Origin of the sequence: Actinoplanes sp. NPDC048967, from assembly GCF_040649415.1 — a bacterium.
Lineage (GTDB): Bacteria > Actinomycetota > Actinomycetes > Mycobacteriales > Micromonosporaceae > Actinoplanes.
Window position 1 is genome coordinate 256785 of the sequence record NZ_JBEZFL010000012.1, and the last position, 26041, is coordinate 282825.

Annotated in this window: 18 protein-coding genes; 7 read left to right on the top strand and 11 right to left on the bottom strand. The window is 71.1% G+C overall.

The genetic code is table 11. The features are described from left to right. Positions 1-98: 98 nt before the first annotated feature. The gene (locus AB0C12_RS39215) at positions 99-815 is read left to right on the top strand and encodes a TetR/AcrR family transcriptional regulator (RefSeq protein ID WP_360555734.1); all 717 of its coding nucleotides are present in this window, start codon (positions 99-101) and stop codon (positions 813-815) included. Here the strand turns inward: AB0C12_RS39215 and AB0C12_RS39220 are convergent. Genes AB0C12_RS39220 through AB0C12_RS39230 form a run of 3 tightly spaced genes read right to left on the bottom strand, consistent with a single transcriptional unit; the run spans position 794 to position 4928 of the window. Next, complete coding sequence (locus tag AB0C12_RS39220; RefSeq protein ID WP_360555736.1) at positions 794-1999, bottom strand: serine hydrolase domain-containing protein; 1206 nt, start codon at positions 1997-1999, stop codon at positions 794-796. The two genes, AB0C12_RS39215 and AB0C12_RS39220, sit on opposite strands and share 22 nt — an antisense overlap. Beyond that, the gene (locus AB0C12_RS39225) at positions 1996-3582 is read right to left on the bottom strand and encodes an alpha/beta hydrolase (protein WP_360555738.1); all 1587 of its coding nucleotides are present in this window, start codon (positions 3580-3582) and stop codon (positions 1996-1998) included. The genes AB0C12_RS39220 and AB0C12_RS39225 overlap by 4 nt, the downstream gene beginning before the upstream one ends. Next, positions 3579-4928, bottom strand: a complete 1350-nt coding sequence (locus AB0C12_RS39230) for an MFS transporter (protein ID WP_360555739.1) — start codon at positions 4926-4928, stop codon at positions 3579-3581. The genes AB0C12_RS39225 and AB0C12_RS39230 overlap by 4 nt, the downstream gene beginning before the upstream one ends. A 130-nt stretch (positions 4929-5058) precedes the next feature. On the opposite strand from AB0C12_RS39230, the gene AB0C12_RS39235 reads away from it, so the two are divergent. The 6 genes from AB0C12_RS39235 to AB0C12_RS39260 all read left to right on the top strand — a co-directional run bounded on the left by AB0C12_RS39235 (position 5059) and on the right by AB0C12_RS39260 (position 13034). Further along, positions 5059-5679, top strand: a complete 621-nt coding sequence (locus tag AB0C12_RS39235; protein WP_360555741.1) for a TetR/AcrR family transcriptional regulator — start codon at positions 5059-5061, stop codon at positions 5677-5679. A gap of 196 nt (positions 5680-5875) precedes the next feature. Continuing rightward, positions 5876-6706 (top strand): metallophosphoesterase, encoded by an 831-nt coding sequence (locus AB0C12_RS39240; protein WP_360555742.1) that lies wholly within the window; start codon positions 5876-5878, stop codon positions 6704-6706. 90 nt (positions 6707-6796) lie between these two features. Further along, positions 6797-7693, top strand: coding sequence for an ROK family protein (locus AB0C12_RS39245; RefSeq protein ID WP_360555743.1), 897 nt, complete (start codon positions 6797-6799; stop codon positions 7691-7693). A gap of 44 nt (positions 7694-7737) precedes the next feature. Beyond that, entirely contained in the window at positions 7738-8790 is a 1053-nt protein-coding gene (locus AB0C12_RS39250) for a 3-dehydroquinate synthase family protein (RefSeq protein ID WP_360555745.1), read from the top strand. 124 nt (positions 8791-8914) lie between these two features. Next, positions 8915-11686: an AAA family ATPase gene (locus AB0C12_RS39255; protein WP_360555747.1), complete on the top strand. Its 2772-nt coding sequence runs from the start codon at positions 8915-8917 to the stop codon at positions 11684-11686. 4 nt (positions 11687-11690) lie between these two features. Next, a complete protein-coding gene (locus AB0C12_RS39260; protein WP_360555749.1) occupies positions 11691-13034 on the top strand; it encodes a class II 3-deoxy-7-phosphoheptulonate synthase in 1344 nt (447 codons plus the stop codon). 151 nt (positions 13035-13185) lie between these two features. Here AB0C12_RS39260 and AB0C12_RS39265 read toward each other — a convergent pair whose 3' ends face one another. The 8 genes from AB0C12_RS39265 to AB0C12_RS39300 all read right to left on the bottom strand — a co-directional run. Further along, a complete protein-coding gene (locus AB0C12_RS39265) occupies positions 13186-18477 on the bottom strand; it encodes a hypothetical protein (RefSeq protein WP_360555750.1) in 5292 nt (1763 codons plus the stop codon). A gap of 55 nt (positions 18478-18532) precedes the next feature. Further along, the gene (locus AB0C12_RS39270) at positions 18533-19105 is read right to left on the bottom strand and encodes a hypothetical protein (protein WP_360555752.1); all 573 of its coding nucleotides are present in this window, start codon (positions 19103-19105) and stop codon (positions 18533-18535) included. A gap of 156 nt (positions 19106-19261) precedes the next feature. Then, positions 19262-20458: a cytochrome P450 gene (locus tag AB0C12_RS39275; RefSeq protein ID WP_360555753.1), complete on the bottom strand. Its 1197-nt coding sequence runs from the start codon at positions 20456-20458 to the stop codon at positions 19262-19264. 205 nt (positions 20459-20663) lie between these two features. Further along, positions 20664-21221, bottom strand: coding sequence for an NAD(P)H-dependent oxidoreductase (locus tag AB0C12_RS39280; RefSeq protein WP_360555754.1), 558 nt, complete (start codon positions 21219-21221; stop codon positions 20664-20666). Positions 21222-21293: 72 nt separating this feature from the next. Then, positions 21294-22781, bottom strand: a complete 1488-nt coding sequence (locus AB0C12_RS39285) for an MFS transporter (protein WP_360555755.1) — start codon at positions 22779-22781, stop codon at positions 21294-21296. A gap of 71 nt (positions 22782-22852) precedes the next feature. Beyond that, positions 22853-24433 (bottom strand): bifunctional 3-(3-hydroxy-phenyl)propionate/3-hydroxycinnamic acid hydroxylase, encoded by a 1581-nt coding sequence (locus tag AB0C12_RS39290; protein ID WP_360555757.1) that lies wholly within the window; start codon positions 24431-24433, stop codon positions 22853-22855. After that, on the bottom strand, positions 24423-25202 hold the full coding sequence (locus tag AB0C12_RS39295) for an arylamine N-acetyltransferase (RefSeq protein WP_360555759.1): 780 nt from the start codon (positions 25200-25202) through the stop codon (positions 24423-24425). Before AB0C12_RS39295 ends, AB0C12_RS39290 begins: the two co-directional genes overlap by 11 nt. Positions 25203-25229: 27 nt before the next feature. After that, positions 25230-26041: phosphopantetheine-binding protein (locus AB0C12_RS39300; RefSeq protein ID WP_360555760.1), on the bottom strand; the 812-nt coding region annotated here is incomplete at its 5' end.

Here is a 26041-nt window from a genome sequence, read left to right on the forward strand (position 1 = left end):
GAGGTGACAGCCGGGAAACGGAGCACCTGGGCGGATTCGTACCGCCACACGGGGTGCGTAGGGTCGCCGCAGCGGCGAGGAAAGAAGGCGGTCACCCGATGGCGAAGCGACGGCAGGCCCGTTTCACCACCCAGGACCTGGAAGGACTCCCCGAGCTGGACGACGAGTCCCCGACGCTCTGGGACACCTCCCGGGGCGAAGTGCCGCGCAAGCTGCTCACCTCGGCGGTGCGCTGCTTCGCCTCGAACGGCTTCCACGCGACCACCACCCGCGACATCTCCAGCGGCGTCGGCCTCAGCCCGGGCGCTCTGTACGTCCACTTCCCGTCGAAGGAGGACGTCCTCTTCGAGATCATCCGGACCGCGCACCGGCGGGTGCTCAGCTACGTCAGCGAGCCGGCCGTGCTGACCGTCGAGGACCCCGTACGCCACCTCCGCGCCCTGGTCGCCCGCTACACCGAGTGGCACGCCCGCCACCACGTCGCCGCGCGGGTCAGCCAGTACGAGCTCGCCGGGCTCTCCGCTGAGCACTACGAGGAGATCGTCGAGTTGCGGCACGAGACGAACGTCGTCTTCCGGGCCGCGGTCGAGCGCGGCGTCAGCACCGGTGTCTTCGCCGACATCGACGTCAAGCGGGTCTCCCGGGCCATCCTCTCGCTGGGCATCGACCTGATCCGGTGGTACCGCCTCGACGGCTCGGACTCCCCCGGGCAGCTGGGCGAGTTCACCGCCCAGCTGGCCCTCAAGATGGTCATGACGCCGGACATCGATCTCACAGCGGCCGGCGTGGGCGCTCAGTCCACCAGCGCTGAGTAGACCAGCTGACTCAGCTGCTGGCGCAGGGGGTAGGTGCTCGACGGCATGAGCTGGGTGAAGAACATCGCGGTCACCCGGTCCACCGGATCGACCCAGAACGCGGTGCTCGCGACCCCGCCCCAGAAGAACTCGCCGGCGTTGTTGGCGGAACGGCCGGGCCCGGTGTCCTGGGTGACGGCGAAGCCGAGACCGAAGCCCACCCCGGCCAGCGACGTCTCCGCGAAACCGCCGGTCGACAGCGCGGCGAGGTCCTGACCGCCGGGCAGGTGGTTGCGGGTCATCAGCCGTACGGTCCGGGTGCCGAGGATCCGCCGGCCGTCGAGTTCGCCGCCGTTCAGCAGCATCTGGGTGAAGCGGTGGTAGTCGGCGGCGGTACAGATCAGCCCGTGACCGCCGGCGCGCAGGACGGGTGGTCGCAGTGCCTGCCGGCCCAGCTCCTCGGCCGGCACCGGCCGACCGGTGACGGGATCGGCGGTGTACAGCGTGGCGAGTCGCGCGGCGTCGGCCGGCGGAACCCAGCGCCGCACCTCGGTCATGGCCAGCGGGGCGAGGACCCGTTCCTGGAGAACGGTGTCGAAGTCCTGCCCGGCCACCACTTCGACGAGCCGGGCCAGCACGTCGGTGGCGACCGAGTAGCCCCAGGCGGTGCCCGGCTGGAACAGCAACGGCAGGTCCGCGTACCGGTCGACCGTCGTGGCCAGATCCAGGCCCGGGTCCGCCAGGTCGAATCCGGCCGCGCGGTACAGCCGGTCGACCACCGAGGTGTGCAGGAAACCGTAGGTGAGTCCGGCGGTGTGGCTCAGCAGATGCCAGATCCTCATGGGCTCCACGGCGGGGACCGTGAACGGCTTGAGCGCGGAACCCTTGTCGTACACCCGCATGTCGGCAAAGGCCGGGAGCCACCGGCTGATCTCATCGGTCAGCTGGAACCGGCCCTCCTCCCACAGACTCATCGCCGCGACCGACGTGATCGGCTTGGTCATGGAGAAGATGCGCCACAGCGTGTCGTCCTCGACCGGCGTGCCGGCCGCCAGGTCGCGGTGGCCGTAGACGCTGCCGTGGACGATCCGGCCGTGCCGGGTCACCACGATCTGCCAGCCGGGGAGCCGACCGTCGTCGACGTACCGGCGGAAGTGCCGATCGATCCTCAGGAGGCGGCCGGGATCGAACCCTTCGGTGCTCATCGGGCCGGTGAGGGCGGGAAGGGCGGGTCCGGGCGGCACACCGTGCCCGGTGCGGGCGGCCTCGCGGTCAGCAGGTAGTGGCTCACGTGAGCGTCCACACAGGAATTGCGCTGCAGGTGGAAGGCGACGTGTCCCCAGCCGGCGTAGGACAGCAGGCGCGAGTTGGGCAGCAGCCGCGCGGCGCCGACGGCGCCGGTGTAGGGGGTGGCCGGGTCGAAGTAGTTGCCGACGATCAGCACGGGCGCGGCTGTCGGTGTGGTCCACGGCCCGTGGTAGCTGTCCTGGCGGGCACTGGTCGGCCAGGAGCGGCACTGGCTCCACACCCAGGTGTAGATGCGGCCGAAGTAGCCGTACTGCCGCTCGGCGCGGTCGGCGGCGGTCTGCCAGGTGCGGAAGGAGCGGGGGTTGACCGTGTCGGAGCAGGCTACGCCTGGCTTGCCCTCCACCTCGTTCAGATACATCTCGTGCGCCGGGCTCTTCTCGCCCGCCGCGCTCTTCCCGGCCGCGAGGCTCTGCTCCTCTGCCGAGCCGGTGGTCGTCCGTGGGGCCGCCGGCGACAGCTGCTTCTCCACGTCCGCCAGGAAGGACCCCAGGCCGGGCCAGCTCCCCGCGTTGAACACCGCTCCCAGGGCGACACCGATCAGATCGTTGTAGCTCAAGGTTCTCGGCCGTCCGGTAGCGGGGTCGATGATCGTCTGTGGGCCCGTCTTGAGCTTGCCGGCCAGCCGCGCGAAGCGGGCGCTCGACCGCCCCGAGAAGGCGCACGCGGCGCCGGCCGCGTCACAGACCCGGAAGAACTCGTCGAGGGTCCGGCCGGCGCCGTCGGCGGCAGCCATCCGGGACGCGGTCGGCGTCGTCCGGGCCGCGCCGCGGGGGCCCCGGGTGGCCACCACCGGGTCGATCACGCCGTCGATCACCAGGGCGCGGAACTTCGCCGGGAACAGGTTGGCGTAGGTCTGCCCGAGCAGTGAACCGTAGGAATATCCGAGATAGGTCAGCCTCCGGTCGCTCAGGTGAACCCGAAGTCGCTCGAGGTCGCGGGCGACGTCCGCGCTCGACATGTGGTCGAGGATCGGGCCGCCCTGCTCGGCGCACGCGGCTGACAGTTTGTCGTCGGCGCGCCGCCAGATGCGTTCCTCAGCCGGTGTCTCCGGATAGAGGAACGGCGGACGATCGGCCCGGGCCTGCTCGGCGGTGTCATAGCACCGCAGCGCCGTGCTGCCGGCCAGACCGCGTGAGTCGAAGCCGACGATGTCGAAGCGGGCCCGCAGCTCGGCCGGCAGGTCCCGGAAGTTGGCCTGGACGAAGGCGACCCCGGAGAGGCCCGGCCCACCCGGGTTGACGACCAGGGAACCGATGCGCCGCGCCGGATCGGTGGCGCGCATCCGGGTCAGCGCGATGCTGATCTGCTCGCCGCGTGGCCTGTCGTAGTCCAGCGGCACGGACACGGTGGCGCATGCGAAGCCGGCGGCGCACGGCGTCCAGCGGACCGGGGCCGGGCCGGCGGAGGCAGGTGGAGGTGAGGGTGCGGCGGCCAGGATCAGAGCACCGAGGGCACTGCCGACCACAACCTGACGGATCATGGCTGGGCCGGTTCGGCCACGGTCTCATCCGGTACGGCGGGCGTGCCGTCACCCGGCGCCTTCTCCCGCCGTATCGCCAGGGCCAGCACGGGCACCAGCGCGAGGCCCGCACACGCCGCCCCGGCGATCACGTAGTACGGGGCGAACAAGCTGCCGGTGGCGTCCTCGATGCGGCCGTACACGAAGGGTCCGACGAAGCCGCCGGTGATGCCCAGCGTGTTGATGAACGCCAGCCCCGCCGCGGCCAGCAGCCCCGACATCCGGGACATGGCCACGGACCAGAACAACGGCAGGGTGCCGAGGGCGAAGAAGCTGGACAGGAAGATCAGCACGACCCGCCAGACCGCGTTGGTGGACAGCAGGAAGCCGGTCATGATCAGCAGCGTGGCGCCCGCGCAGATGCCGATGAGCAGCACCTCGTGGCCGTACCGGCGGTTGAGCCACGGGAAGAGCAGCACGCCCGCCAGGCCCGCGATGCCGCCGCTGCCGGCCACGACACCGATCAGGAACGAGCTGTCCAGACCGAGTGCCTGCAGTACGGCCGGGAAGTTGAAGCCCACGCCGGAGCTGATCGCCTGGTTGACGAAGTAGATCGCGGCGAGCACGAGGATCACCGGACGACCGAAGGCCAGCCGCAGGTTGCCGCGTACCCGGGTCGCTGAGGGGGCGTCGTTGCCGACGGCCTGCTCGGACAGGACCGCCGCCTCCTGCGGCGTGAGCCATTTCGCGTCGCCCGGGCGGTCCGGCAGGGCGAACCAGACCAGTCCGCCGACCAGGATCGTGACGAGTCCTTCGATCAGGAACATCCACTGCCAGCCGTGCAGGCCGCCGGCGCCGTCCAGTTCCATGAGGGCACCACCCATCGGCGAACCGATGAAGATGGCGATGCAGGGTGCGGTGTAGATCAGGCCGACCATCGTGACGCGGTGCTTCTGGGAGAACCAGAGCGTCACCATGTACATCAGGGCCGGGAAGAGGCCCGCCTCGGCCGCGCCGAGCAGCAGGCGGAGCACGTAGAACGATGCCTCGTTCTGCACGAACATCATGGCGGCGGACACCGCGCCCCAGCTGATCGCGATCCGGGTGATCCACACCCGCGGACCGACCCGGTACAGCACCAGGTTGCTCGGCACCTCGAGCAACGCGTAGCTGACGAAGAACAGGCCGGCGCCGAGGCCGTAGGCGGCGGCGCTGATCCCGATGTCGGCCTCCAGCGCTGTCTTGGCGAGGGCGACGTTGGTCCGGTCGACGTAGGACATGAAGTAGGCGATACCGATGATCGGCAGCAGCCGGACCATCGCTTTCCTGGTGGCCGGCTCGTGTTGTGCGGCCCTGGCGTCCGTCATGCGATGCCTCCGCGTAAGCTCGCTGATCAGGCATACTACTGAGTATTACGTTATGACCATCGATGTATTGTGTCAACGGTCACAGTCGCGATCGGACCGGATAGGCTGGCCGCGGACCAGGAGGTGCCCCTTGAGCGCGACCCCGGAAGTGGCCGCCGACGTCCGCGCGAAGATCCTCGACGCGGCGGCCGAGGCGTTCATGCGCAACGGCTTCGCCGGGACCACGATCGACGACATCGCCCGCGACGTGCGGGCCACCAAGGGCCTGATCTACTACCACTTCCGGTCGAAGTTCGACATCTTCCTGGCGGTCTACGGCGAGGGCATGCGCCGGGTCCGCGAACGCGTCGAGCCGTACACCGCCGGGCCCGGCACCGCCCGCGACCGGCTGGTGGCCATGTCGACCGCCCACCTGCTCAACCTGATGGAGGCCCTGGCCTACCACCACGTCGTCCACCAGGCCGTACGCGGTGAGGTGTCCGCGGCGCTGAAGACGCGCCAGATCGAGGCCCTGAAGGACCTGAACCGGCTCCGCAGCGACTACGAGCAGATGTTCCACGCCGCCGTGGTCGCGGGGATCGCGGACGGCTCACTGCGGCCGGTGGACCCGGGCCTGGCCGCACGGACCCTGCTGAGCAACCTCAACGCGGTCGACATGTGGTACCGCCGGATCGACGACCAGAGCGCCGACGAGGTGCATGACCTCGCCGTCCGCATCGTCGACCTGCTCATCGGCGGGCTCGCCGCCTGAGGCCGGCCGCGGCCGGTCCAGGATCCTCGCCAGGCCGGCCAGGTCGACCCGCATGCCTTCGACATCCGCGGCGGGCGGCCGGTGCCGCGTCTGCCACTCGTGCGCCAGCGGATGGCCGGTCATCACCCCGATCATGTCCAGCCGTGCCGCCCAACGCGCAATCGAATCTCGCATCAGCCGCGAGGACAATGACGCCATGAGCGCCTCACTGTTCGCGACCAGCGATCTGCACGTGTCGTACGCCGAGAACCGCACGGTCGTCGATCGCCTCCGCCCGGAGTCCGACGACGACTGGCTCATCGTGGCCGGCGACGTGGGCGACCTGTTCGGCGACATCGAACGCACCCTCCGCCTGCTGAGAGAGAGGTTCACCACCGTCATCTGGGCACCCGGCAACCATGAGCTCTGGACCCACCCCAGCGACCCGGTCACACTGCGCGGCGAGGACCGGTATCGCGCGCTGGTGCGGATGTGCCGCGACAACGGTGTGCTCACCCCCGAGGACGATTACCCGGTCTGGCCCGGAGCGGACGGGCCGGTCCTGGTGGTGCCGCTGTTCCTGCTCTACGACTACTCGTTCCGGGTGCCGGGCGTGACCTCCAAGGAGGAGTCGTTGAAGCTCGCGTACGAGGCCGGGGTCGTCTGCACCGACGAGATGCTGCTGCATCCGGACCCGTACCCGGACCGGGAGTCGTGGTGCTGGGCGCGGTTGGACGAGACCAGCAGCCGGCTCGACGCCACGGATCCCGCGCTGCGCACCGTACTGGTCAGCCACTGGCCGCTGGTCCGGCAGCCGACCGACGTGCTGTGGTATCCGCAGTTCGCCCAGTGGTGCGGCACCGACCGCACCGCTGACTGGCACCTGCGGTACCGGGCCGCCGCGGCGGTCTACGGCCACCTGCACATACCTCGCACGACGCATTACGACGGCGTGCGGTTCGAAGAGGTGTCACTGGGCTATCCGCGCGAGTGGCAACGGCGGAGCAGCGACCCGGCACCGATGCGCCGGATCATGCGGTCCCGGTGAGGTCCACCGGCCGGCTCGGCCGAAGCGCAGTTCCACCGGGATGTGCGGAGGGTGACCGGCCCGTTGCCGCACTGCTGGGAGTCTCGGGGCATGCGTGGCTCGGAGGGCTTTCTCGGAATTGACATCGGCGGCACGAAGGTCGCACTCCGCGCCGAGATCGCCGGGCATCGTCCCTTGGAGAGCAGGTTCGACTGGGCGCCTGCCGCGACCGCGGAGCAGGACGCCGCCGCGTTGGCGGCGCACGTCCTCGGGCTGGTCCGGTCCTCCCCCGCAGACATCGCAGCCGTGGGCGTGGCCCTACCGGCGACCGTCGAGCACGGTCTGGTCACGTCCTGGCCCGGCCGACCGTCCTGGCTGGGCCTCGAACTCGATGGCCTGCTGAACTCCCTGGTGCCCGGCGCGCTGGTGTCCTGGGCCGACGACGGTGATGTCGCCGCCCTGGCCGAGGCGGACCGGGCCGGCGTCCGGAACCTCGTCTACCTCGGTGTCGGCACCGGGGTGGGCGGCGGGATCATCTCGGCCGGGCGCGGCCTGCCCGGCCCGGGTCGCGGGTCCTGCGAGATCGGCCATCTGGTGATCGAGCGGGGCGGCCGGCGCTGCGACTGCTCGCGCGCCGGGTGCCTGCAGGCGTACGCCTCGGGGCCGGCGACGCTGCGCCGCGCCTCGGCCACCACGGGCCGGGAGATCGACTACGCCACGCTGCGGTCGGCCTGGGCCGACGGCACCGGGTGGGCGGTCGCCGCCGTCGAGGAGACCTGCGCGGCGCTGGGCACGGCCATCATCGGGGTGACCGAGCTCGTACGGCCGGAACTGGTCGTCATCGGCGGCGGCTTCGCGGCTGGGTTGCCGGGCTTCGCCGAAACCGTGGCGCGGCAGTGCGAGCAACAGACCCGCGCCGGTCACCCGGCCGCCCCGGTGCGGCCCGCCGATCACGGCGGCGGGTCCTCCCTGCACGGCGCCGTGCTGCTCGCCCGGACGCTGCAATGACCGAACGAGACCAGAACACCCGTCGCACCTAAGGATGAGATCACTTGACGAAGAGCACCGCACCCCAGAGCGTCGGGCACCGCCGCGTCGAGGTGGCCCTCGGCGAACGGTCGTACGAGGTGACGATCGGGCCGGGGGTGCGGCACACGCTCCCCGAGCAGGTCGCGCGCACCGGCGCCCGCCGGGTGGTGGTGGTCTCCGCCCGCCCGGCGCAGTGGGTGCCCGACACCGGTCTGCCAACCGCCTTCGTGGCCGCCCAGGACGGTGAACAGAACAAGACTCTCGCCGCTGTCGCCGAGCTGTGCCGTCATTTCGCCGGCTTCGGACTGGGCCGCGACGACGTGGTGGTCTCCTGCGGCGGCGGAACCACAACGGACACCGTCGGTCTGGCCGCGGCCCTGTACCACCGCGGCATCCCGGTGATTCACCTGCCGACGTCGCTGCTCGCCCAGGTGGACGCGAGTGTGGGCGGGAAGACAGCGGTGAATCTGCCGGAGGGCAAGAACCTGGTCGGCGCGTACTGGCAGCCCCGCGCCGTGCTCTGCGACACCGACTACCTCGAGACGCTTCCGCAGCGGGAATGGATCAACGGCTACGGCGAGATCGCCCGCTGCCACTTCATCGGCGCCGGCGATCTGCGCGAGCTGCCGCTGAGCGACAAGATCGCCGCCAGTGTGGCCCGCAAGGCGCAGATCGTCGCGGCGGACGAGCGCGACACCGGCCTGCGCCACCTGCTGAACTACGGGCACACGCTGGGACACGCGATCGAAGTCGGCACGGAGTTCGCGGTACGCCACGGTGAGGCCGTCGCCATCGGCACCGTCTTCGCGGGCCGGCTGGCGGGATTGCTCGGCCGCATCGGAGCTGACCGCGTGGACGAGCACCTGAGTGTCGTGCGGTCGTACGGATTGCCGGTGTCCCTGCCGGCCGGCGTGGACGACGAACAGCTCATCCACATCATGCGCTTCGACAAGAAGGCCGCCGGCGAGGGACTGGCTTTTGTCCTTGATGGACCGGAAGGGGCGGCGCTCGTCCGCAATGTGCCGCCCGCCGCAGTCGCGCGGGCGCTGGCCGCGATGCCCAGGGAAACGGCCTGACCAGGGCCGGTTCCGCAACGCACAACCACGGGCCAGTGGGCCGCGAGTTAGCAGACCGTGGGGTGCGCCCGGCCATGCTTGCGGTGGCGGACACGCCGCGTTCGTCGACAGTCACAGACTGCTGATGATCTTCGGTGCACCGCCGGGCTCCATCAGAGCACCGGCGGTGCCTGCGGACGGCCTACGGGGGCTAAAAGTGGAACTGGTCGAACGGGATGGACACCTTGCCGAACTCGGCGCGATCTTCGAGATGTCCAGGACGGGGAAGGGACAGGTGGTGCTCGTCGACGGGCCGCCGGCGGTCGGCCGGACGGCGCTGCTGTGGGCCGCCGGACAGCGGGCCACCGCGGCGGGCTTCCGGTTCGTGAGCGCGACCTGCGCCCCACAGGAACGGTCCCTGCCGATGGGCGTGATGACGCAGGTACTCCAAGCGATCGGCGCAGCCGGTCCGCCGGAGGACGACGACGGGGATCCGGTCCGGCTGGCGGCGCACGCTGCCGCGGCTCTGCTGGCCGCGGCCGGCGATACGCCGCTGCTGATCGGCGTCGACGACCTGCGGCACGCCGACGAGCAGTCCCTGCGCTGCCTGTTCCATCTCGGCCGGCGGATCGGCGCAGCCCGGGTGACGATCATGTTGACCGACACCGCCGACCCGGACCGGCCGGTCGCGGCGGATCTGCTCCGGTTGCCGTACGCGCGCCGGATGACCTTGGCCCCGCTGACGTCCGCCGGGATCCACGATCTCGTCGCGCGGACCTTCGACCGGGCCACCGCCAGCCGGCTGACGCCGGTGATGGACGCGCTCAGCGGCGGCAATCCGCTGCTGCTGCAGGCCCTGCTGGAGGACGACCTCGACGGTTCCGGACCGACCGTGCAGCGGTACGGTCGCACGTTCGTCTCCTGCCTGCACCGCGCGGACCTCGACTGCCTGAGGGTCGCGCACGCCCTGGCCGTCCTCGCCTGCGGCGCGCCGGACGAGGAGGTGACACCGCTCGCCGGGCTCGACGCCGACGCCGTCCGGCACGCGATCTCGGTCATGGACAACGCCGGTCTCCTGCAGGGCGGATGCTTCCGGCACCCGGCAGCCCGGCTCGCGGTGCTCGCCGACCTCTCGTCCGCAGACCGTGATGAGCTGTACCGCCGGGCGGCGGAGCTGGCCCACGCCCGCGGGGCCTCGGCCGACGAGGTGGGCGCTCACCTCGTCGCCGCCAAGGACGCCACAGCGCCATGGGCGCCTTCGGTGCTGCGCGAGGCGGCCGAGCACGCTCTGCTCGACAGCGATCCGGAGCGGGCTGTCGCCTGCCTGCGGCTCGCCCTGACCGCCGGCCTGGCGCCGGGGCCGGCTGCCGAGTTCGGCGCCCGGCTCGCCGAGGCCCGGTGGCAGACCAATCCGGCCGCTGCCGCCGGCGACTGGCCCGCGCTGGCGGCCGACGCCGCGGCCGGGCACCTGGCCCGCCGGCAGATCCCGACAGTGATCCGGGGCCTGTTGTGGGACGGTCGTACCGGGGACGCGGAGCGACTGATGGAGCGCCTGCGCCGGCAGGACGCCGGCAGCGCCGAGGTCGCCGACGTCGATGTGTGGCTCGGCGTGGTGCATCCGTCGCTGACCCGCCGTCGCGCCGGCCTCAGCGGCGCGGACCTCCCGGATCCGCTCAGCGCCGATCCGTGGGCGCGGGCGGCCGCCGGCCTGGCGGACCTCTTCACCCGTGGCCGGCACAGCGACGCCGTCACCGCCGCCCGGCAGACGCTGCGCAACGTCCACCTGAGCCGGACGTCGCTGTGGGCAGCGGAGGCCACCGCACTGGCGCTGGCCGTGCTGACCTACCGCGACCAGGGCGACGCGGTGGAGGACTGGTGCCGGCAGTACCTGGCCGACGCCGACCGACGGGGCACCCGGACGATGACCGCGCTCGTCTCTGCCGGACTTGCCGAAGCGCTGCTCCGCAAGGGTGACCTGGCCGGTGCGGTGTCCCACGCCGAGGCGGCGCTGGCTGCGCTGCCCGGCAAGGCCTGGGGAGTGGCGGTCGCGATGCCGCTGGCCACAGCCGTCCAGGCCCATACCCGGGCCGGACAGCACGATCGCGCCGCCCGCTGTCTGGCTCGCGCGCTGCCGGAGGAGGCCCTGCAGAGCCGGTACGGTCTGCATTACCTGCACGCCCGCGGCGAGTACCACCTGGCGACCGGCCAGCAGCACGCGGCCCTGGCCGATTTCCTCGGCTGTGGCGAACTGGTCCGCGGCTGGGGACTGGACGACCCGGGCATCGTCCCGTGGCGGACCAGTGCCGCCGAGGCCTGGCTGAGCCTCGGAAATGCCGATCAGGCCCGGGCGCTGGCCTTCGACCAGCTGGGCCGGCCGGGCATCGACGACTCGCGGGCCCGCGCCGCGGCGCTGCGGGTGCTGGCCGCCGCCAGCACCCCGGGACGGCGTCTGCAGCTGCTGACCGAGGCCCTGGAGATCTTCGAGGCGCGCGGCGACCGGATCGGCCAGGCCGGCGTCCTGTACGACCTCAGCCGCGCCTACCACAAGCCCGACCAGCGTCGCCGCGCGCGCCTCCTGCTGCGTCAGGCGTTGCACGTGGCGGACCTGTGCGGCGCCCGCCCGCTGTACCACGAGCTGCTGGACCGCGCTCGCGACGCCGGTGACACCGCGGTGACCGCCGGACCGGCCAACGGGCTGGACTCGCTGACCGGCTCGGAGCGGCGGGTCGCCTCGCTGGCGGTGATGGGCTACACGAACCGCGAGATCGCCACCAAGCTCTACATCACCGCCAGCACCGTGGAGCAGCACCTGACCCGCGTCTATCGCAAGCTCGACGTCAAACGCCGCCGGGACCTGCCGGCGGGACTCTGGGCCGAACGCGCGGAAAGCGGCCGGTCCGCGAGAAACGGAGCCTGACAGCGTGAACGTACCCTTGAGCACCGCACCGCACGCCCGGGTCGAAGCGGCGATGCGATTGCCGGCCCACCAGCAACCGCCCTGGCCGGAGCCGGCGATGCTGCACCGGGTCCGGGAGTCGCTCCGCGAACAGCCCCCGATCGTGGCGGCCGCGGAAGTCGAGCGGCTCCGCGAGCGCCTGGCCCAGGTGGCCCGTGGCGAGGCCTTCCTGTTGCAGGGCGGGGACTGCGCGGAGACCTTCGAGGGCAACACCGAGGTCCACGTCCGTTCGACTCTGCGCATTTTGCTGCAGATGTCGCTGGTACTGACCCACGCCGCGAGCCGGCCGGTGGTCAAGATCGGCCGGCTCGCCGGGCAGTACGCCAAACCGCGCTCGAGCCCGATCGACGCGCTCGGGCTGCCGGTGTACCGCGGCGACATCGTCAACTCCCTGGCACCGTCGCCGGCGGCGCGCGTGCCGGACCCCGAGCGGATGATGCAGGCGTACACCCGTTCCGGGATAACGATGAACCTGGTCCGTACGCTGACCGCGGATCCCGCTTTCGCCGACCTGCACACCGTCCAGGGCTGGAACCGGGAGTTGCTGACCGGGACAGCGCCCGGCGAGCGGTACGCGACGATGACCGCGGAGATCGAACGAGCGCTGCGCTTCATGGCCGCGTGCGGCGTCCACGACGGCGCCCTGCACACCACTGAGGTGTTCGCCAGCCACGAGGCGCTGCTGCTCGACTACGAACACGGGCTGCTGAGGCTGGCCGACGACCGGCTCTACTCACTGTCGGCCCACTTCCTCTGGATCGGCGAGCGGACCCGGCAGCTCGACGGGGCGCACGTCGCCTTCGCCGAACAGCTCGCCAACCCGCTGGGAGTGAAGATCGGGCCTTCGGTCACCCCGGCGCAGGCCGCCGAGTACGCCGAGCGGCTCGACCCGCACGGTGAACCGGGGCGCCTCACCCTCATCTGCCGGATGGGCGCCGACCGCGTTCGTGACGTGCTGCCCGGGGTCGTGGAACGCGTCACCGCCACCGGCCACCAGGTCATCTGGCAGTGCGACCCCATGCACGGCAACACCGAGGAGTCCGCGACCGGGTACAAGACGCGCCGCTTCGACCGGATCGCCGACGAGATCGAGGGCTTCTTCCAGGTGCACCGGCGGCTGGGTACCCATCCGGGGGGCCTGCACGTCGAACTGACCGGTGACGACGTCACCGAGTGCGTCGGCGGCGGCCAGGAGATCTCGGAGCTGGAGCTGAGCAGCCGCTACGAGACCGCCTGCGATCCCCGGCTGAACGTGAACCAGTCCCTGGAGCTCGCCTTCCATGTCGCGGAGATGCTCCGCAGCGCCTGATCCCCGCACGAAAGAGCCGGCGACCATGAGGTCGCCGGCTCTTTCGCGTCCCCGGGGCGGCGGAGACGGCAGTGCCGTGGAACTGCCCGAACGGGGGGTGTGGGTCGGGCAGTTCCACGGCACCAGTCCGTAGGCCGGACGGCGGCGCCGGTCAGAGGGGTGCCGGAGAGCCTGCCGTACCGCGGGGCAGCACCCGCAGGATGCCCCACATGCCGGCCTCGGCGAACGGCAGCCGGGAATCGGCGACCAGGTAGTCACCGGTGTTACCCGGCCCGCCACCGGCCGGCCCGACCGGCGCGTCGAGGGTCTCACCCGCCGTGACCGTCCGGGCAGTGACCACTTCGGATCCGCGCAGGCGCGGCTCCAGCGGGAACGAGTGCCCGCTCACCGTGAACGCGTGGAACTGGTCCGAGGCGCCGATCCCCACCCGGAAGACCACCGGGTCACCCTCGCCGGCGACGAGCACCGGTGTCGCCGGATCGCCGTACGGGTCGGAGCTGAACGCCGTCCCGTAGGAGCCGACGACCGTGGCCTTGGTGAAGTCGTCCGGGAACTGCGTGAGCCCGAGGCGGCTGGTGAGCGGAGCGCTGCGGTAGTTGAGGTTGTTGAACCCCTTGTCGAACGTTCCCTTGTTCTGGGCGGTGCCCGGCGGCGCACCCGGTACCGGCGCGGGCGGCACGTTGATCGCGACGGTGCTGTTGAGCCCATTGCCCGCGACCTGTTCCGCGTACGGCTGGATGCTGCGCGAGAACTGCTGATCAGTGCTCTGCATGGTGAGCGCGAACTCCCGGAACTTCTTGCCGTCCGGCGTCCGGATGATCGCCTGGGTGGCGGTTCGGCGGGGGCCCAGCGGGACGCCGGTGCGGCTGTCCGACCAGGTGGCACCCCGGGGCTCCACGATCAGCAGGCCGTACGCGCCGTGCCGCAGCGACGCCGTGCTGCCGAGGTTCTGGAAGACAGTCGTGCCCAGCTCCCGATCGGCGAAGAAGGACAGGGTCAGACTCCCGCCCCGGGCAACGGTGGTGTCGGCGTTGAGACCGACCGCGGCGCCGCCCGCCAGTTGCTGGTTGCGGAGCAGCTTGCCGAGGTCCAGGCCGGCTCTGGTGCCGCCGTACCGGGAATCCGCGGCAACCTCGTTGTGCAGTGTGATCCTGACGCAGTCGCCCTGGTTGGCCCGCAGCACGAGGGGCTCGAGAGGTCTGGTCCCGGCCCGGATCGCCGCGACGTCCGAGGTGAGGGCGTACACCACACCGCCGGTGTCCGGGAAGGGCGCGGTGGGAAGCGCGTGGTCGATCAGCGAGATGTCGTACGCCGTGGTCCGCACCCCGGCGGGACAGGCATCGGCGGTGCCCGAGACGGCCGCGGTATTGACCTTGCCGTCCGGCAGGTACGCCGGCGCGGGATCCGGGCCGGGTTCCGCCTGGGTGTTGCCGGGCGCCGCGATCTGCCTCGGGAATCCGGCCCCGGTCGCGGGCACGGACCGCCCGGGCAGCGGCCGCAGATCGCCGCGCAGCCGGTCATGCACCCGGAGGATGCCCCAGGCACCGCTCTCCAGTGCGAACGTCCGCGTGCTGTAGTACAGATAGTCACCGGCCTGGCGGGCGGGACCACCGGCGCCACCGTCGAGCACGTAGTCGAACCGTTCCGAGACCCCGGTGGTGGCAGTGTCGGTCAGCTGCCCGGCCGCGGCGAACCGCTCCACCCGGAAGCGGTGTCCCTGCACCCGCAGGGCCTCGGCCCGGTCGTTGACTCCGATGGTCCGGATGACCACCGGGTCGCCCGCGTACGCCCGCAGCAGCGGAGTGCCCGGGTCGCCGTACTTCACCGACGAGAACGCATACGGGTCGACGGTCGACACCGTGGCGCGAGTGGTGCTGGCGTCGTAGTTGCCGGGTACATCCGTACGGGTGAAGGCGTTCCGGCACCGCCCGCCGTTGTACTCCTGGCGCTGGTCGGTCGTTGCCGGATCGGCCGGGGTCGCGCCCGGTGGTATCCGCTCGCCGAGGGGCGCCGCTCTCAGATTGATGGTTCCTTCCTCGCATTCCTGCCCCGCGTTGAACGGGTTCAGCCCCGCGGGTGGTGGCGAGGCCAGCTCCTGCCGTCCGCGCCGCCCGTTCTGCAGGAAGACGGTGAACTCCCGGAAGGAGCCGGACTGGCCCACGCCCACCGATCCGGAGCGGTTCACCACGTCGACGATCGTGCCGCTGCGGGCCGGCGCGCCGGTGACCGGGTCGTGATACGTCGAGCCCTTCGGTTCGACGATGTGCGCGGCGAACAGGCCGTGGGCCCAGGACTTGATGGCGTCGACGTGGTCGTGCCAGAACACGGTGCCGGAGTCGACGTCGGAGAACCAGCGGTACTGCACGAATTCGACGGTGACGGGCTCGCCGGCCTGGTGGGCGTTGCTCAGCTCCCGGTCGAGCAGCAGGGTGGTGCCCTCGATCCCGGTGATCGTCCGGATCTCCACGCCGGTACGGCCGACGCCCACCCCGATCGACACACCCGGTCGTAGCCGGCCCACCGTGCTCACCGTGATCCGGCGAGGGTCCGCCACCGACTGCAGAGTGCGCTTCTCCCGGTTGGCGTCGAAGACCGACTGCTCGTACGCGAATCCGGCGACCACGCCGTCGGAGGCCAACGGGTCGAACTGCACCAGGTGCGTGTGCATGTTGACCTTCTGCTGCACCGCCGGCTTGAGCTCGCTGCCGAACGTGATGGCCACGCAGTCACCGACGTTGGAGCGGACCACCAGCGGGTCCACCGGTTTACGACCCGCCTGGACGTCGGCCTTGTCCTCGTTCAGGACGTAGATCTCGCCGTTCTCGTCCCGCTCGCGGGCGGTCGACTGGACCGCGACCGGCACAGCGGTGATGTCGTAGCGGCGGACCGGCGCGGTGCTCGGGCACAACGCGCCCGGTTTCTTCGCGGTCGTGGTCTCGCCGACCCCGGGGGCGCCGGAGTGCCCGTTCGGTGAGAACGGTGGTCGCTGACCGAGGTGGGGTCTGAGCATCGGGTACGCCGGGCGCCCGGTGACCGGGTTGAACAGGATCTCCGGCCGGGTACCGGGATGGGCGGAGCGGTAGTTGGCCCACACCGCGTCGGTCTCGGGTTCGCCCAGATAGACCGGGGCCTCGGCGGTGCCACCCTTCTCCCAGTTCCAGACGGTGGCGTCGTCGGGGTCGGGCCCGTCGCCGGTGTCCCAGCGCGCGCCGCGCGGTGGCAGCGCCGACTCGACGAGCTGCTCCAGCGCGACCTGCCGCGCGCTGTCGGTCAGCGCCGCCGCCAGGACGACGCGCTTGCCCTCGACCGTGCGGCCGAGCAGCCCGGCCGAGTCGACCCCTGCGGCCGGTGGTGCCGCGCCCGGTAGTGCGGCAAGGCCGTCCTGCCTGGTGTCGAAGACGCGCCACAATCCCCACATCCCCGCGATGTAGTGATGGGAGATGTGGCAGTGGTAGAGGAAGTCACCCACGGCCTGCTGGCATCCACCGGCACCGCACTCGTGCTCCAGGTTGAAGGTCTCGGTGGGGCTGATGGTCTGTGAGTCCAGCCGGATCGAGCGGGCGTTCTGGACGGGGACCTTCGACAGGCCCGCGTCCATCGCGGTGTCGTCGGCGCCGGGATTCAGCCGCCAGCGGGTGCCGCCGCCGTGGACGTGGTGGACGTGCAACTGCTCGACCCCGGCGTGCACGACCCTGGTCTTGGTGGGCTCGCCCAGGTACGACCGCGGCATCGGAGTCGCCGGATCGCCGTACGTGTAGGAGCTGTAGGCCAGCGACTTGTTGGCCTGCTGCGCGGCGGAGCCCCGTTTCGCCTCCAGCTGCAGGCGCCGGAAGAACGGCTCGCTGCGGTAGTTGATCCCGCGGCTGGCCGGCCGGTAGGAGTTGGTGCCGCCGCCGCCCTCGTTGGGGATCGTGGGCGTCGGGTCCCGTCCGTCGATCATCGGCAGGGAGCGGCCGTACCGGACCTGGTCGCCGACCGGGACTCCGGGGTCGGCGCCGATCGGGATGCCTTCGTCGTTCTCACGCAGCGGCCGCCGGATGGTGAAGTTCTCGTCGCCGACCTCGTGGTAGATCACGGTGAACTCGCGGAAGGCGGGCCCCGCGGTGGGGCGGATCATCGCCTCCCAGTTGCTCCAGTTCCGGTCGTCGGTGCGGTCCGCGCCGGTCGCGGGGTCGAACCAGCGGGAGCCCGCCGGCTCGGCGATCAACGTGCCGAACAGCCCGTGCGCGGTGAGCTGGGACGAGTCACCGCCGCTGCGGAAGACCCGGGCCCCCTCCCCCATCGCCGGATCGAGGAAGTAGCGGTACTGCCGGGTGCTGCCGGGCGCCGCCATGACCGCGGACGGAGTGTTGCCGACGGCCTGGCCGCCGTTGCCGGCCGCGGCGTCGTACGCGACCCCGGCCAGATCGACTGAGACCGCGGGCACCCCACCGGGCTGGGTGATCACCGGGTTGCCGAACCCGTTGCGGGGCGCCTGGGTGAGCTTGTTGGTCAGATTGATCACGACGCAGTCACCCAGGCGGGCCCGGATCACCAGGGGCTGGATCGCGTCCTGGCCCAGGCCCACGGAGACCTTGCGGGCGGACGGATCGTCCTTGTCCAGCTCGGATGCGCGCAGCAGAGCCGCCTCCTCGGCCCGCACCTCGTCGAGGCGGTCGGCCAGGACGTACATGTAGCCGTACGGGTCGTGGTCGCCGAAGCGGTCCAGGACGATGTCGACGTCGATGGCGTACAGGTCGAAGACGCGCTGGGGCGAGGAGGCACAGCTGCCGCCGCCTTGCGCGGCGGCCGAGGCGCCGGTGCCGGGCACACTGGTCAGGCCGGCGACCAGCAACGCGGCTCCGGCGACGGCCGTCCGGGATCGCCACCCGCGGGGGCCGGTGGGTTCGATCGCCGTCTCCGGGATCGAAGGGATCGCGCGATGCCGCAGCGCGACCGCGACCAGGGCCAGCAGGAGCACGGCCGGCTCGGCTCGCAGCGCCTGCCCCACGCCGTACGCGAGCAGACCGCCGAGGCCTCCTGCCGGCAGCCCGTCGGCGCCGTGGTGTCCCGCACCGGTCGCGTAGATGGTGTGCACGTATGCCTGCACAGTCGCCGCCGGGATGAGCAGGACGGACAGGGCCAGCACGGTGAGGGCGGCCTCGATCGGGAATGCTGCCGCATCGGAGCGGAGACGATGCCGCCCGGCCAGAGCCGCGGTCAGAGCCACTGCCGCGACGGGCAGCAGGATCAGACCGTCGCCCAGGACAAGTGGCAGGTGGCCCACGACGCTGTCCGCGGTCAGCCCGACGGTCCAGTGTTGCCAGAGGGCCACCCCGAAGGCGAGGACGAAGACCGGCAGGGCGTACCGCGACGCCACGACGGCATCGGCAGGCCGCCCGGCGGGCGCCGCGACGGGACGGTCCTGGTCGAGTCGCCAGGTCCGGCGGGATGGTTCGGGCATGGCGGACTCCTGTCCGTACGGCGGGACGCCGAGGGATCGCGGGCGAGAGCGGGGTTCAGGCCCCGTGGTCATGGCCGGTGGTGCCACCGGTCAGCGGTACGGCCAGGCGGCGCTGCCGGCCGTCGCGCTGCCAGATGAGATACAGCGGCGGGTCGTCCGCGGCCGGGACCGGGGCATCGAAGTAGAGGAAGCCGTCGACGGCGCTGCCCGGTCCGAGCCGGGGCAGCGTGCCGAACGTGTCGGAGTGCAGGCGAGCCGGGGCACCGCTGCCACCATCCAGGCGGAACTCGGCGAGCAGGTCGAACAGCTGCACCGACGTACCGGAATTCCGCAGGGTGATGCCGACGCCGAGCCGCATGTCGTCGCCCTCGGGCGCGCCGGGCATCATCTGGGCGGGCATCTGGTAACCGTTGCCGCCGTCCATGTGGTGGTCGTCCATCCCGGACCAGGCGGCCGAACGGGTGGTTGCGGTGAGCCCGCGCAGCGTCGCGCTGGCGACAGCGGGTGTGTCGCGTCCGGCGGTCCGTGCCGTCCACCAGATCGCAGTGGCGGTGAGCACCACGACGGCCACCGCGACCGCCACCACGGCGGACCGGCCCGTCCGCGGGCTGTCACTCCGTCGCCTCATGCCCATCCTCGCCAGTCCTCGCCGGTGTTCTCGTCGGTGTTCTCGTCGTCGATCCGTGCCCGGTGCCGCGATGCTCGCACGCGGGCGGGAACCGGCCGGTAATCCCGCGGTAGTCGGGCCCGGGACCGGCCGGTGCCCGCGCTCAGCCGGCTGTGGTCACCAGGTCACCGGCAGGCTCTCCGGCGCGGACCAGAGCGTGTTGCGGCGCCATGGCACCTCGTCCGCCGCGACCGCCAGCCGCAGCCCGGGCAGCCGCCGGACCAGCGTCGCCACCACGATCTGCAGCTCCAGCCGGGCGAGCTGGGCGCCCAGGCACCGGTGCGCGCCGTGACCGAACGCCAGGTGCGCGTTCTCCGCCCGGTGGAAGTCCATGCGCTCGGCGTCGGGGAAGACCGTGGCGTCGAGGTTCGCCGCCATCATCGACGGCAGCACGGCCTCGCCGGCCTTGACCACCACCCCGCCGAGCTCGACGTCCTCGGTGGCGACCCGCGGGATCCCCTCACCGATCGACGGCGGGATGACGCGCAACATCTCCTCGACCGCCTGTGCGGTGAGGCCCGGATCCTCCCGCAGCATCCGCAGCTCCTCCGGGTGTGTCAGCAGGGCGAAGCCGAAGTTGCCGATCTGGTTGGCGGTCACCTCGTAGCCCGCGATGAGCACGGCCGCGGCCAGTCCGACGGTCTCCTGCTCGGTGAGCCGGTCTCCGTCGTCGCGCGCCTGCACGAGCACGCCGAGCAGGTCGTCGGTGGGCTCGACACGGCGCTGCTGGACGAGCCCGCCGAGGTAGCTCATGAGGTCGCCGTTGGCCCGCATCACCACGTCGAGCGGGTGCTCGGTGGACATGATGATGTCCACCCAGGACTGGAACCGGTCGCGATCGGCGTACGGCACGCCGAGCAGCTCACAGATGACGGTCACCGAGACCGGCAGGGCGAACGAGCGCACCAGGTCGGCCGGACCGTCCTGCTTCTCCATGTCGTCGAGCAGGCCGTCGACGATCTCCTGGATACGGGGCCGGAGCTGCTCGATGCGGCGCATGGTGAACGCCTGGGTCACCAGGCGGCGCAGCCGGGTGTGATCCGGCGGGTCCATCGCCATGATGGTGTCCGGCGGCGGCAGGAACGGCACGAGCCGCGGTGAGTCCTCGCCGAGCGCCCGGGCCCGGCTGAACCGCGGATCGCTGAGGACCGTCTTGACGTCCTCGTGGCGGGTCGCCAGCCAGGCCGGGCCGCCGAACGGCGGCTGCACCCGGGCCAGGCCCTCGGTCTCACGGGCCCGGCGGTAGTCGGGCGACATCTTCTGCCGGTCGGCGCCCTCGAACGGAAACGACTGCGGTTCCTCGGTGGTGGTCATGGCCTGCTCCCCTCATGGGCGGCGACGGTTTGTCGTCGAAACGGTCGTCACCGACTGCGGGAAACGCTAGCAACAAATGCCGAAACAAAGGGGGGCCGATGCCTATCGCGCGGTAATCGGCCGCCCATTACGGCGACCCGGATGCGAACACCGGAAGCGGGGCCGCGCCATCGGCGCGACCCCGCTCGAACAGCCGGAGAACCGGTCAGGCGCGCACCGCCCGCAGCGCCCCGCCCCAGGAGATGACCTGGTCGAGCATCATGGACACGGCCTCTTCCTGCTGGGCCGCCGGCTTGAAGACGCTGAAGTTCTCGAAGTCGGTGTACATCGAGAGCAGCACCTGGGCGGTCACGTCGGCAATTTGGATGCCACTCATGACGCCACGCAGATGCTCGACCGCACGCGCACCCCCGGCGACGCCGTAGCCGACAAATCCCGCCGACTTGTTCGCCCATTCCGCGTACAGGAAGTCAATGGCGTTCTTCAGTGCGCCGGAAGTGCTGCGGTTGTATTCCGGGGTGACGAACACGAATGCGTCGTAGGAGGCGACCGCCTGGGACCACGCCTTGGTGTGGGGGTTGACGTACTGCTGCATCTGCGCCGGCATGGGCTCATCCAGGTGCGGCAGGTTGTAGTCCTTGAGATCGACGAGGCCGACCTCGGCGTCGCCGCGCTTGGCCGCGATGTCGTGCACCCAGCGGCCCACGGCTTCGCCGTTGCGGCCCGGCCGGGTACTGCCGATGATGACTGCGAGCTTGACCATCAACACTCCTCGTTCTGTCGCGGTTGCTTCCGGTGCGGCGCCATCCGGATGGTGTGTGGCGCCGCGCATGGTTCAGATGACGATGCCCTCGGCACGCGCCTCCTCCTGGCCCGCGGCCTGCTCGCCCGGAGGCGGGCCGAACGACATCGGCGGTTGCGGGCGCAGGACCACGACCGCGACGATCACCGCGAGGGCGACGATGCCGGCCGCGATCCCGAACGAGAGAGTGAAGCCGGAGTGCAGCGCGTCGATCGGGGACTCACCCTCGGCCAGCAGAGTGCTGGTGTGGGCCGCCGCAACCGCGACGAGCGCCGCCAGGCCGACCGAGTCGCCGATGGTGCCGGCCGTCCCCGCGACCCCGGAGGCGAGGCCGGCCTCGCTCGGTGACCGCACGGACATCGACAGCATCATGACCGCGGGCATGGCCAGGCCGACGCCGGCGCCGAGCAGCACCGCGATGGGCAGGATGTCGACCGCGTACGCCGGGTCCTCCGGTGCCCGCAGGGCGAGCAGCAGTCCGACCAGGATCCCGGTGAGGCCGGCGATGGTCGTGATCCGCGGGCCGAACTTCATCACCAGGCGGGCGGACAGGCCGATCGAGACGACGGCCGACGCGAGCGCGAGGGGCAGGAACGCGAAGCTCGTGGTCGCCGGCGAGTATCCGGCGACCTGCTGCAGGTACAGAGCGATCAGGATGTTGAAGGAGATCGTCGCGGACACCATCAGCAGGTGGATCACATTGCCACCGGTGAGGTTGCGGGACCTGAAGATGCCCAGCGGCATCAACGGACGCGCCGCCGTGGCCTGGCGTACGACGAACCCCGCCAGCAGCACCACGGACGTGAGGCCGAACCCGATCGTGTTGGCCGAGCCCCAGCCGTAGTCGGGCACCGTGGCGATCGTGTAGACGCCGATCAGCAACCCGCCGGTCACCAGCACCGCACCGAGCACGTCAGCGCCCTCCCGCAGACCGAGGCCCTGGTCGGCGGGAACGAGCCGCTGCGCCAGGAACGCGGCGACCAGCCCGATCGGGATGTTGATGAGGAACACCCAGTGCCAGCTGATGCCCTCGGTCAGGAAGCCACCGGCCAGGATGCCGACGGAGGCGCCGGCGGCCTGCGCGAACCCGAGCGCGCCCATCGCCTTACCGAGCTCCCGCTGGTCCTGGAAGAGCGTGAAGATGATGCCCATGACCACGGCGAAGGCCATGGCGGCGCCGATGCCCTGCACGAAACGGGCGGCGATCAGCCACTCCTTCGACTGGGCGAGGGCGCTGAGCAGCGAAGCGGCGGTGAACACACCGACGCCGGCGACGAACATGCGCTTGCGCCCGATGAGGTCGCCGAGGCGGCCCGACAGCAGGAGCAGGGCGCCGAAGCCGATCGTGTAGGCGTTGGTGACCCAGGCGACGCGCGCCTGCGGGATGTCCAGGTCCTCCTGCATGGAGCGCAGCGCGACAGTCACGATGCTGACATCGATGACGATCATCAATTGGATCGAGCAGAGCGCCGCGAACGCGAGCCAACGGGCGCGCGGAGTCAGGGCCATGGGGGCAGTCATGCGTGGGCCTCCTGTCGGGATTCACATGAGACCGTATCAGAAGGTTCCGACCGGCATAGTAAATTTCGGAACTATATTGCCGGGGCCATCCGATCGGTCAGTTCGCGGATCATCGCCGTCAACTCGTCGCCGGTGGCGGCTCCGCCGTACACGTAGAAGTCCGGCCTGATCAGCACCGCGCGCACGCCGGTCGCCGCGAAGAAGGCGGCATACCGGCCGTCCTCGTCGATCAGCGCCTCGGGCCCGCCGAGCCCGGCCACGTGCACATCCAGCCGGTTCAGGAGTGCGGTACACGCGTCGTCGAGCAGTCCGGCGGGATCGTCCGCACTCAGCAGGACGAAGCCGCGGCCGACGACGTCGTCGAAGAAACCGGTGCGCCCCTGCCACGAGACCCGGCCCTGCGGCATCAGCTCGCCGGCGGGGCGAACGGGGCGGCCACCGGTGCCCAGCCGGAGCAGGCCGGTGGACAAGGACTTGACGGCGGAACGCTGCCCCGGCGGGCCGGGCGCCGGCCGGGCGGCCATGGCCATCATCACCTGATCGCGATCGGCGGCGGCGCGCGCGTCGGTCTGGCAGATGATCCGGCCCAGGTTGACCGACATGCCGATCGCGTGCGCGACGTGGGCCTTGCGTTCCGGCTCGTAGGAGTCCAGCAGCTGCGCACCGGCGCGCCCGGCCAGCACAGCGTCCAGCCGCCAGGCGAGGGCGGCCGCGTCACGGAAACCGGAGGACATGCCCTGCCCGGCGAAGGGCGGCATCACGTGCGCGGCGTCCCCGGCGATCAGCATCCGGCCGGACCGCCAACGATCGGCCTGCCCCGCCGAGAACGTGTAGACGTGGTGCCGTTCCAGGGTCGCCTCGTGCTCGTGCACGTCGAAGAGCTTCAGCAGGCGCCAGGCGCTCTCCGGCGTGTTCAGCTCCTCGACCGTCTCACCGGCCGACCGCATGAACTCCCAGCGGCGATGTCCGGGACCGGCGGACACCGAGGTGCGCGGCCGGGCCGGATCGCAGATCTGCAGATTGTTCGGCCGGTACGCCACCGGCTCGTGCGGACGCACGTCGCAGATGAGCCAGTCGTGGGAGAAGCCGAGATCGCTGAGGCGGGCGCCGATGCGGTTCCGTACGAAACTGTTGGCGCCGTCGCAGCCGACGATCCAGCCGGCGGTCAGCGTGCGCCGCTCACTGTCACGTTCGAAGGTCACCGTGACCGCGTCGGTATGCTCATCGACCTCGGTCACCCGCCATCCGCGCAGCACCGTCAGCGCCGGCAGCGTGTCGCCCCGAGCGGTCAGGGTCGCCTCCAGCCCCGGCTGATACATCGACGTCGACTCCGGCCAACCGCAGTGACCGCGCGGGTCGACCTCGATCTCCAGCAGGGTCTGCCCGGCGGCGTTCTCCCACCGGTACTCCCCGGACGGCTCCCCGACCTCGCCGATGAACTCTCCGATCCCGGCCGTGGCCAGGATCCGGGCACCCTCGCTGTCGAACGCCACGGCCCGCGGCATCGGGTACGCGTTGTCCCACCGCTCGATCACCGTGACCCGGTGCCCGCGCTGGGCCAGCAACAGAGCCAGCACCTGCCCGACGGGCCCGTACCCGACGATCAGCACGTCGGCGTCGAGCGTCTCCACCGCTCCCCCGTCAGCTCGCATCGGTCAGGATCCGGTCGACGACCTCGCGGTACTGCTCGGCCCGGGCGAGCACGCGGACCTCGTCCTTGCCGTCCTCGACCTTGACGTAGCGGCGGCCGATGAGGACCATCTGGCCGTTGTCGAGGGCGCGGCTGTGGATCCGGGTCCCGACCAGGACCAGCTCGACGGGGAAGTCCTCCAGGGTCGGCACCAGGGTGAGCCACTCGGAGAGGTCACGGTCCTGCAGCTTGAAGCGGTACACCGAGCTCCAGTCGGCGCCCTGGCTGCGGCGCTGCAAGGTGTGGTAGTCGCCGTCGGGGACGAGCCGGTAGTCGACGCCGTACTGGGTCTGGATCTCCTCGGTGATCCGCAGCGGCTCGAGGAAGGACGGACCGGCCAGACCCACGTCGGCGAGCCAGATCTCACCGTCGAGATGCACACAGTTGAAGATGTGTTCGAGGTCGGGGCCGAACTCGCCGTTGACCTGGATGACGGCCGCGCCGAGGATGCGCACGTCGAAACCGATGTCGGTGAGCAGGCGGCGGAGCAGGCCGTTGAGTTCGTAGCAGACCCCTCCGCGGCCACCGGCGACGATCTGGTCGAAGACGGCGTCGTCGTCGATGCGGACGTCACCGAGCACCTCGAAGCCACGCTCGGCGTCGGCGTTGAGGGAGTTGTCGAACGGGATCCGGCGCAGATGCTGCTTGTGCACCGCCCGCAGGGTCGCCAGGTCGGGGGTGGCCGGGCCGGTCAGGCCGAGCCGGTCGAGATAGCGGGATACGTCGAACATCGTGGTGCTCTCCTTCGGTCTTCGCGGTCAGGCGGTCTGCGCGGCGAGCTGATCGATCAGGTGATCGGCGATCATCTCGGGCGTGGGGTGGTCGAAGAGCAGCATCGGCGTGAGGGTCAGCCCGGTCGCGGCCGCGATCCGGTTACGCATCTCGACAGCACTCAGCGAGTTGAAACCGACCTCGAAGAACGGCGTCTCGCCGTCGAGCGGTTCGGTCAGGGGATTCTCCAGCGGCGTGGCCGCGGCCTCGGCGATGACGAGGCCGATCAGCGTTTCCCGCTGCTCTGCTGCGGGCAGGCCGGCGTAGAAGTCGCGCAGCTTCGCCGCCGCCTCCTCGTCGGTGCCGGTGGTGACCGGGACGGCGTCCTCCATGGTGCTGTTTCCCTTCAGCCAGTACCGCCGGCGCTGGAACGGGTAGGTGGGCAGCGCCACCCGGTGGCCGTCCGCGATCAGCGATGACAGATCGATATCCGTACGTCGGACGGCCACACGCGCCAGCGCCGTTACGGCGGCCGTCACCTCGTCCGTGTCCCTGCGCATGGCCGGGATCGTCTCCACACCATCAACGATCCCCGGCACCAGACCCGACAACGTCGCATCCGGCCCCAACTCCACAAACGACCTCACCCCACCCTCAACAAACCCCCGCACCGCATCAGCAAAAAACACCGGCTCCCGCACATGCGACACCCAAAAACCAGGATCAGACCACCGACCAAAACCCTCCCCGAACTCCAAACCCCGCACCACCGCAGCAAACTCACCCAACATCGGCTCCATCAACACCGAATGAAACGCATGCGACGTCCGCAACCGCCGCACCCGCCGACCCCGCCCCA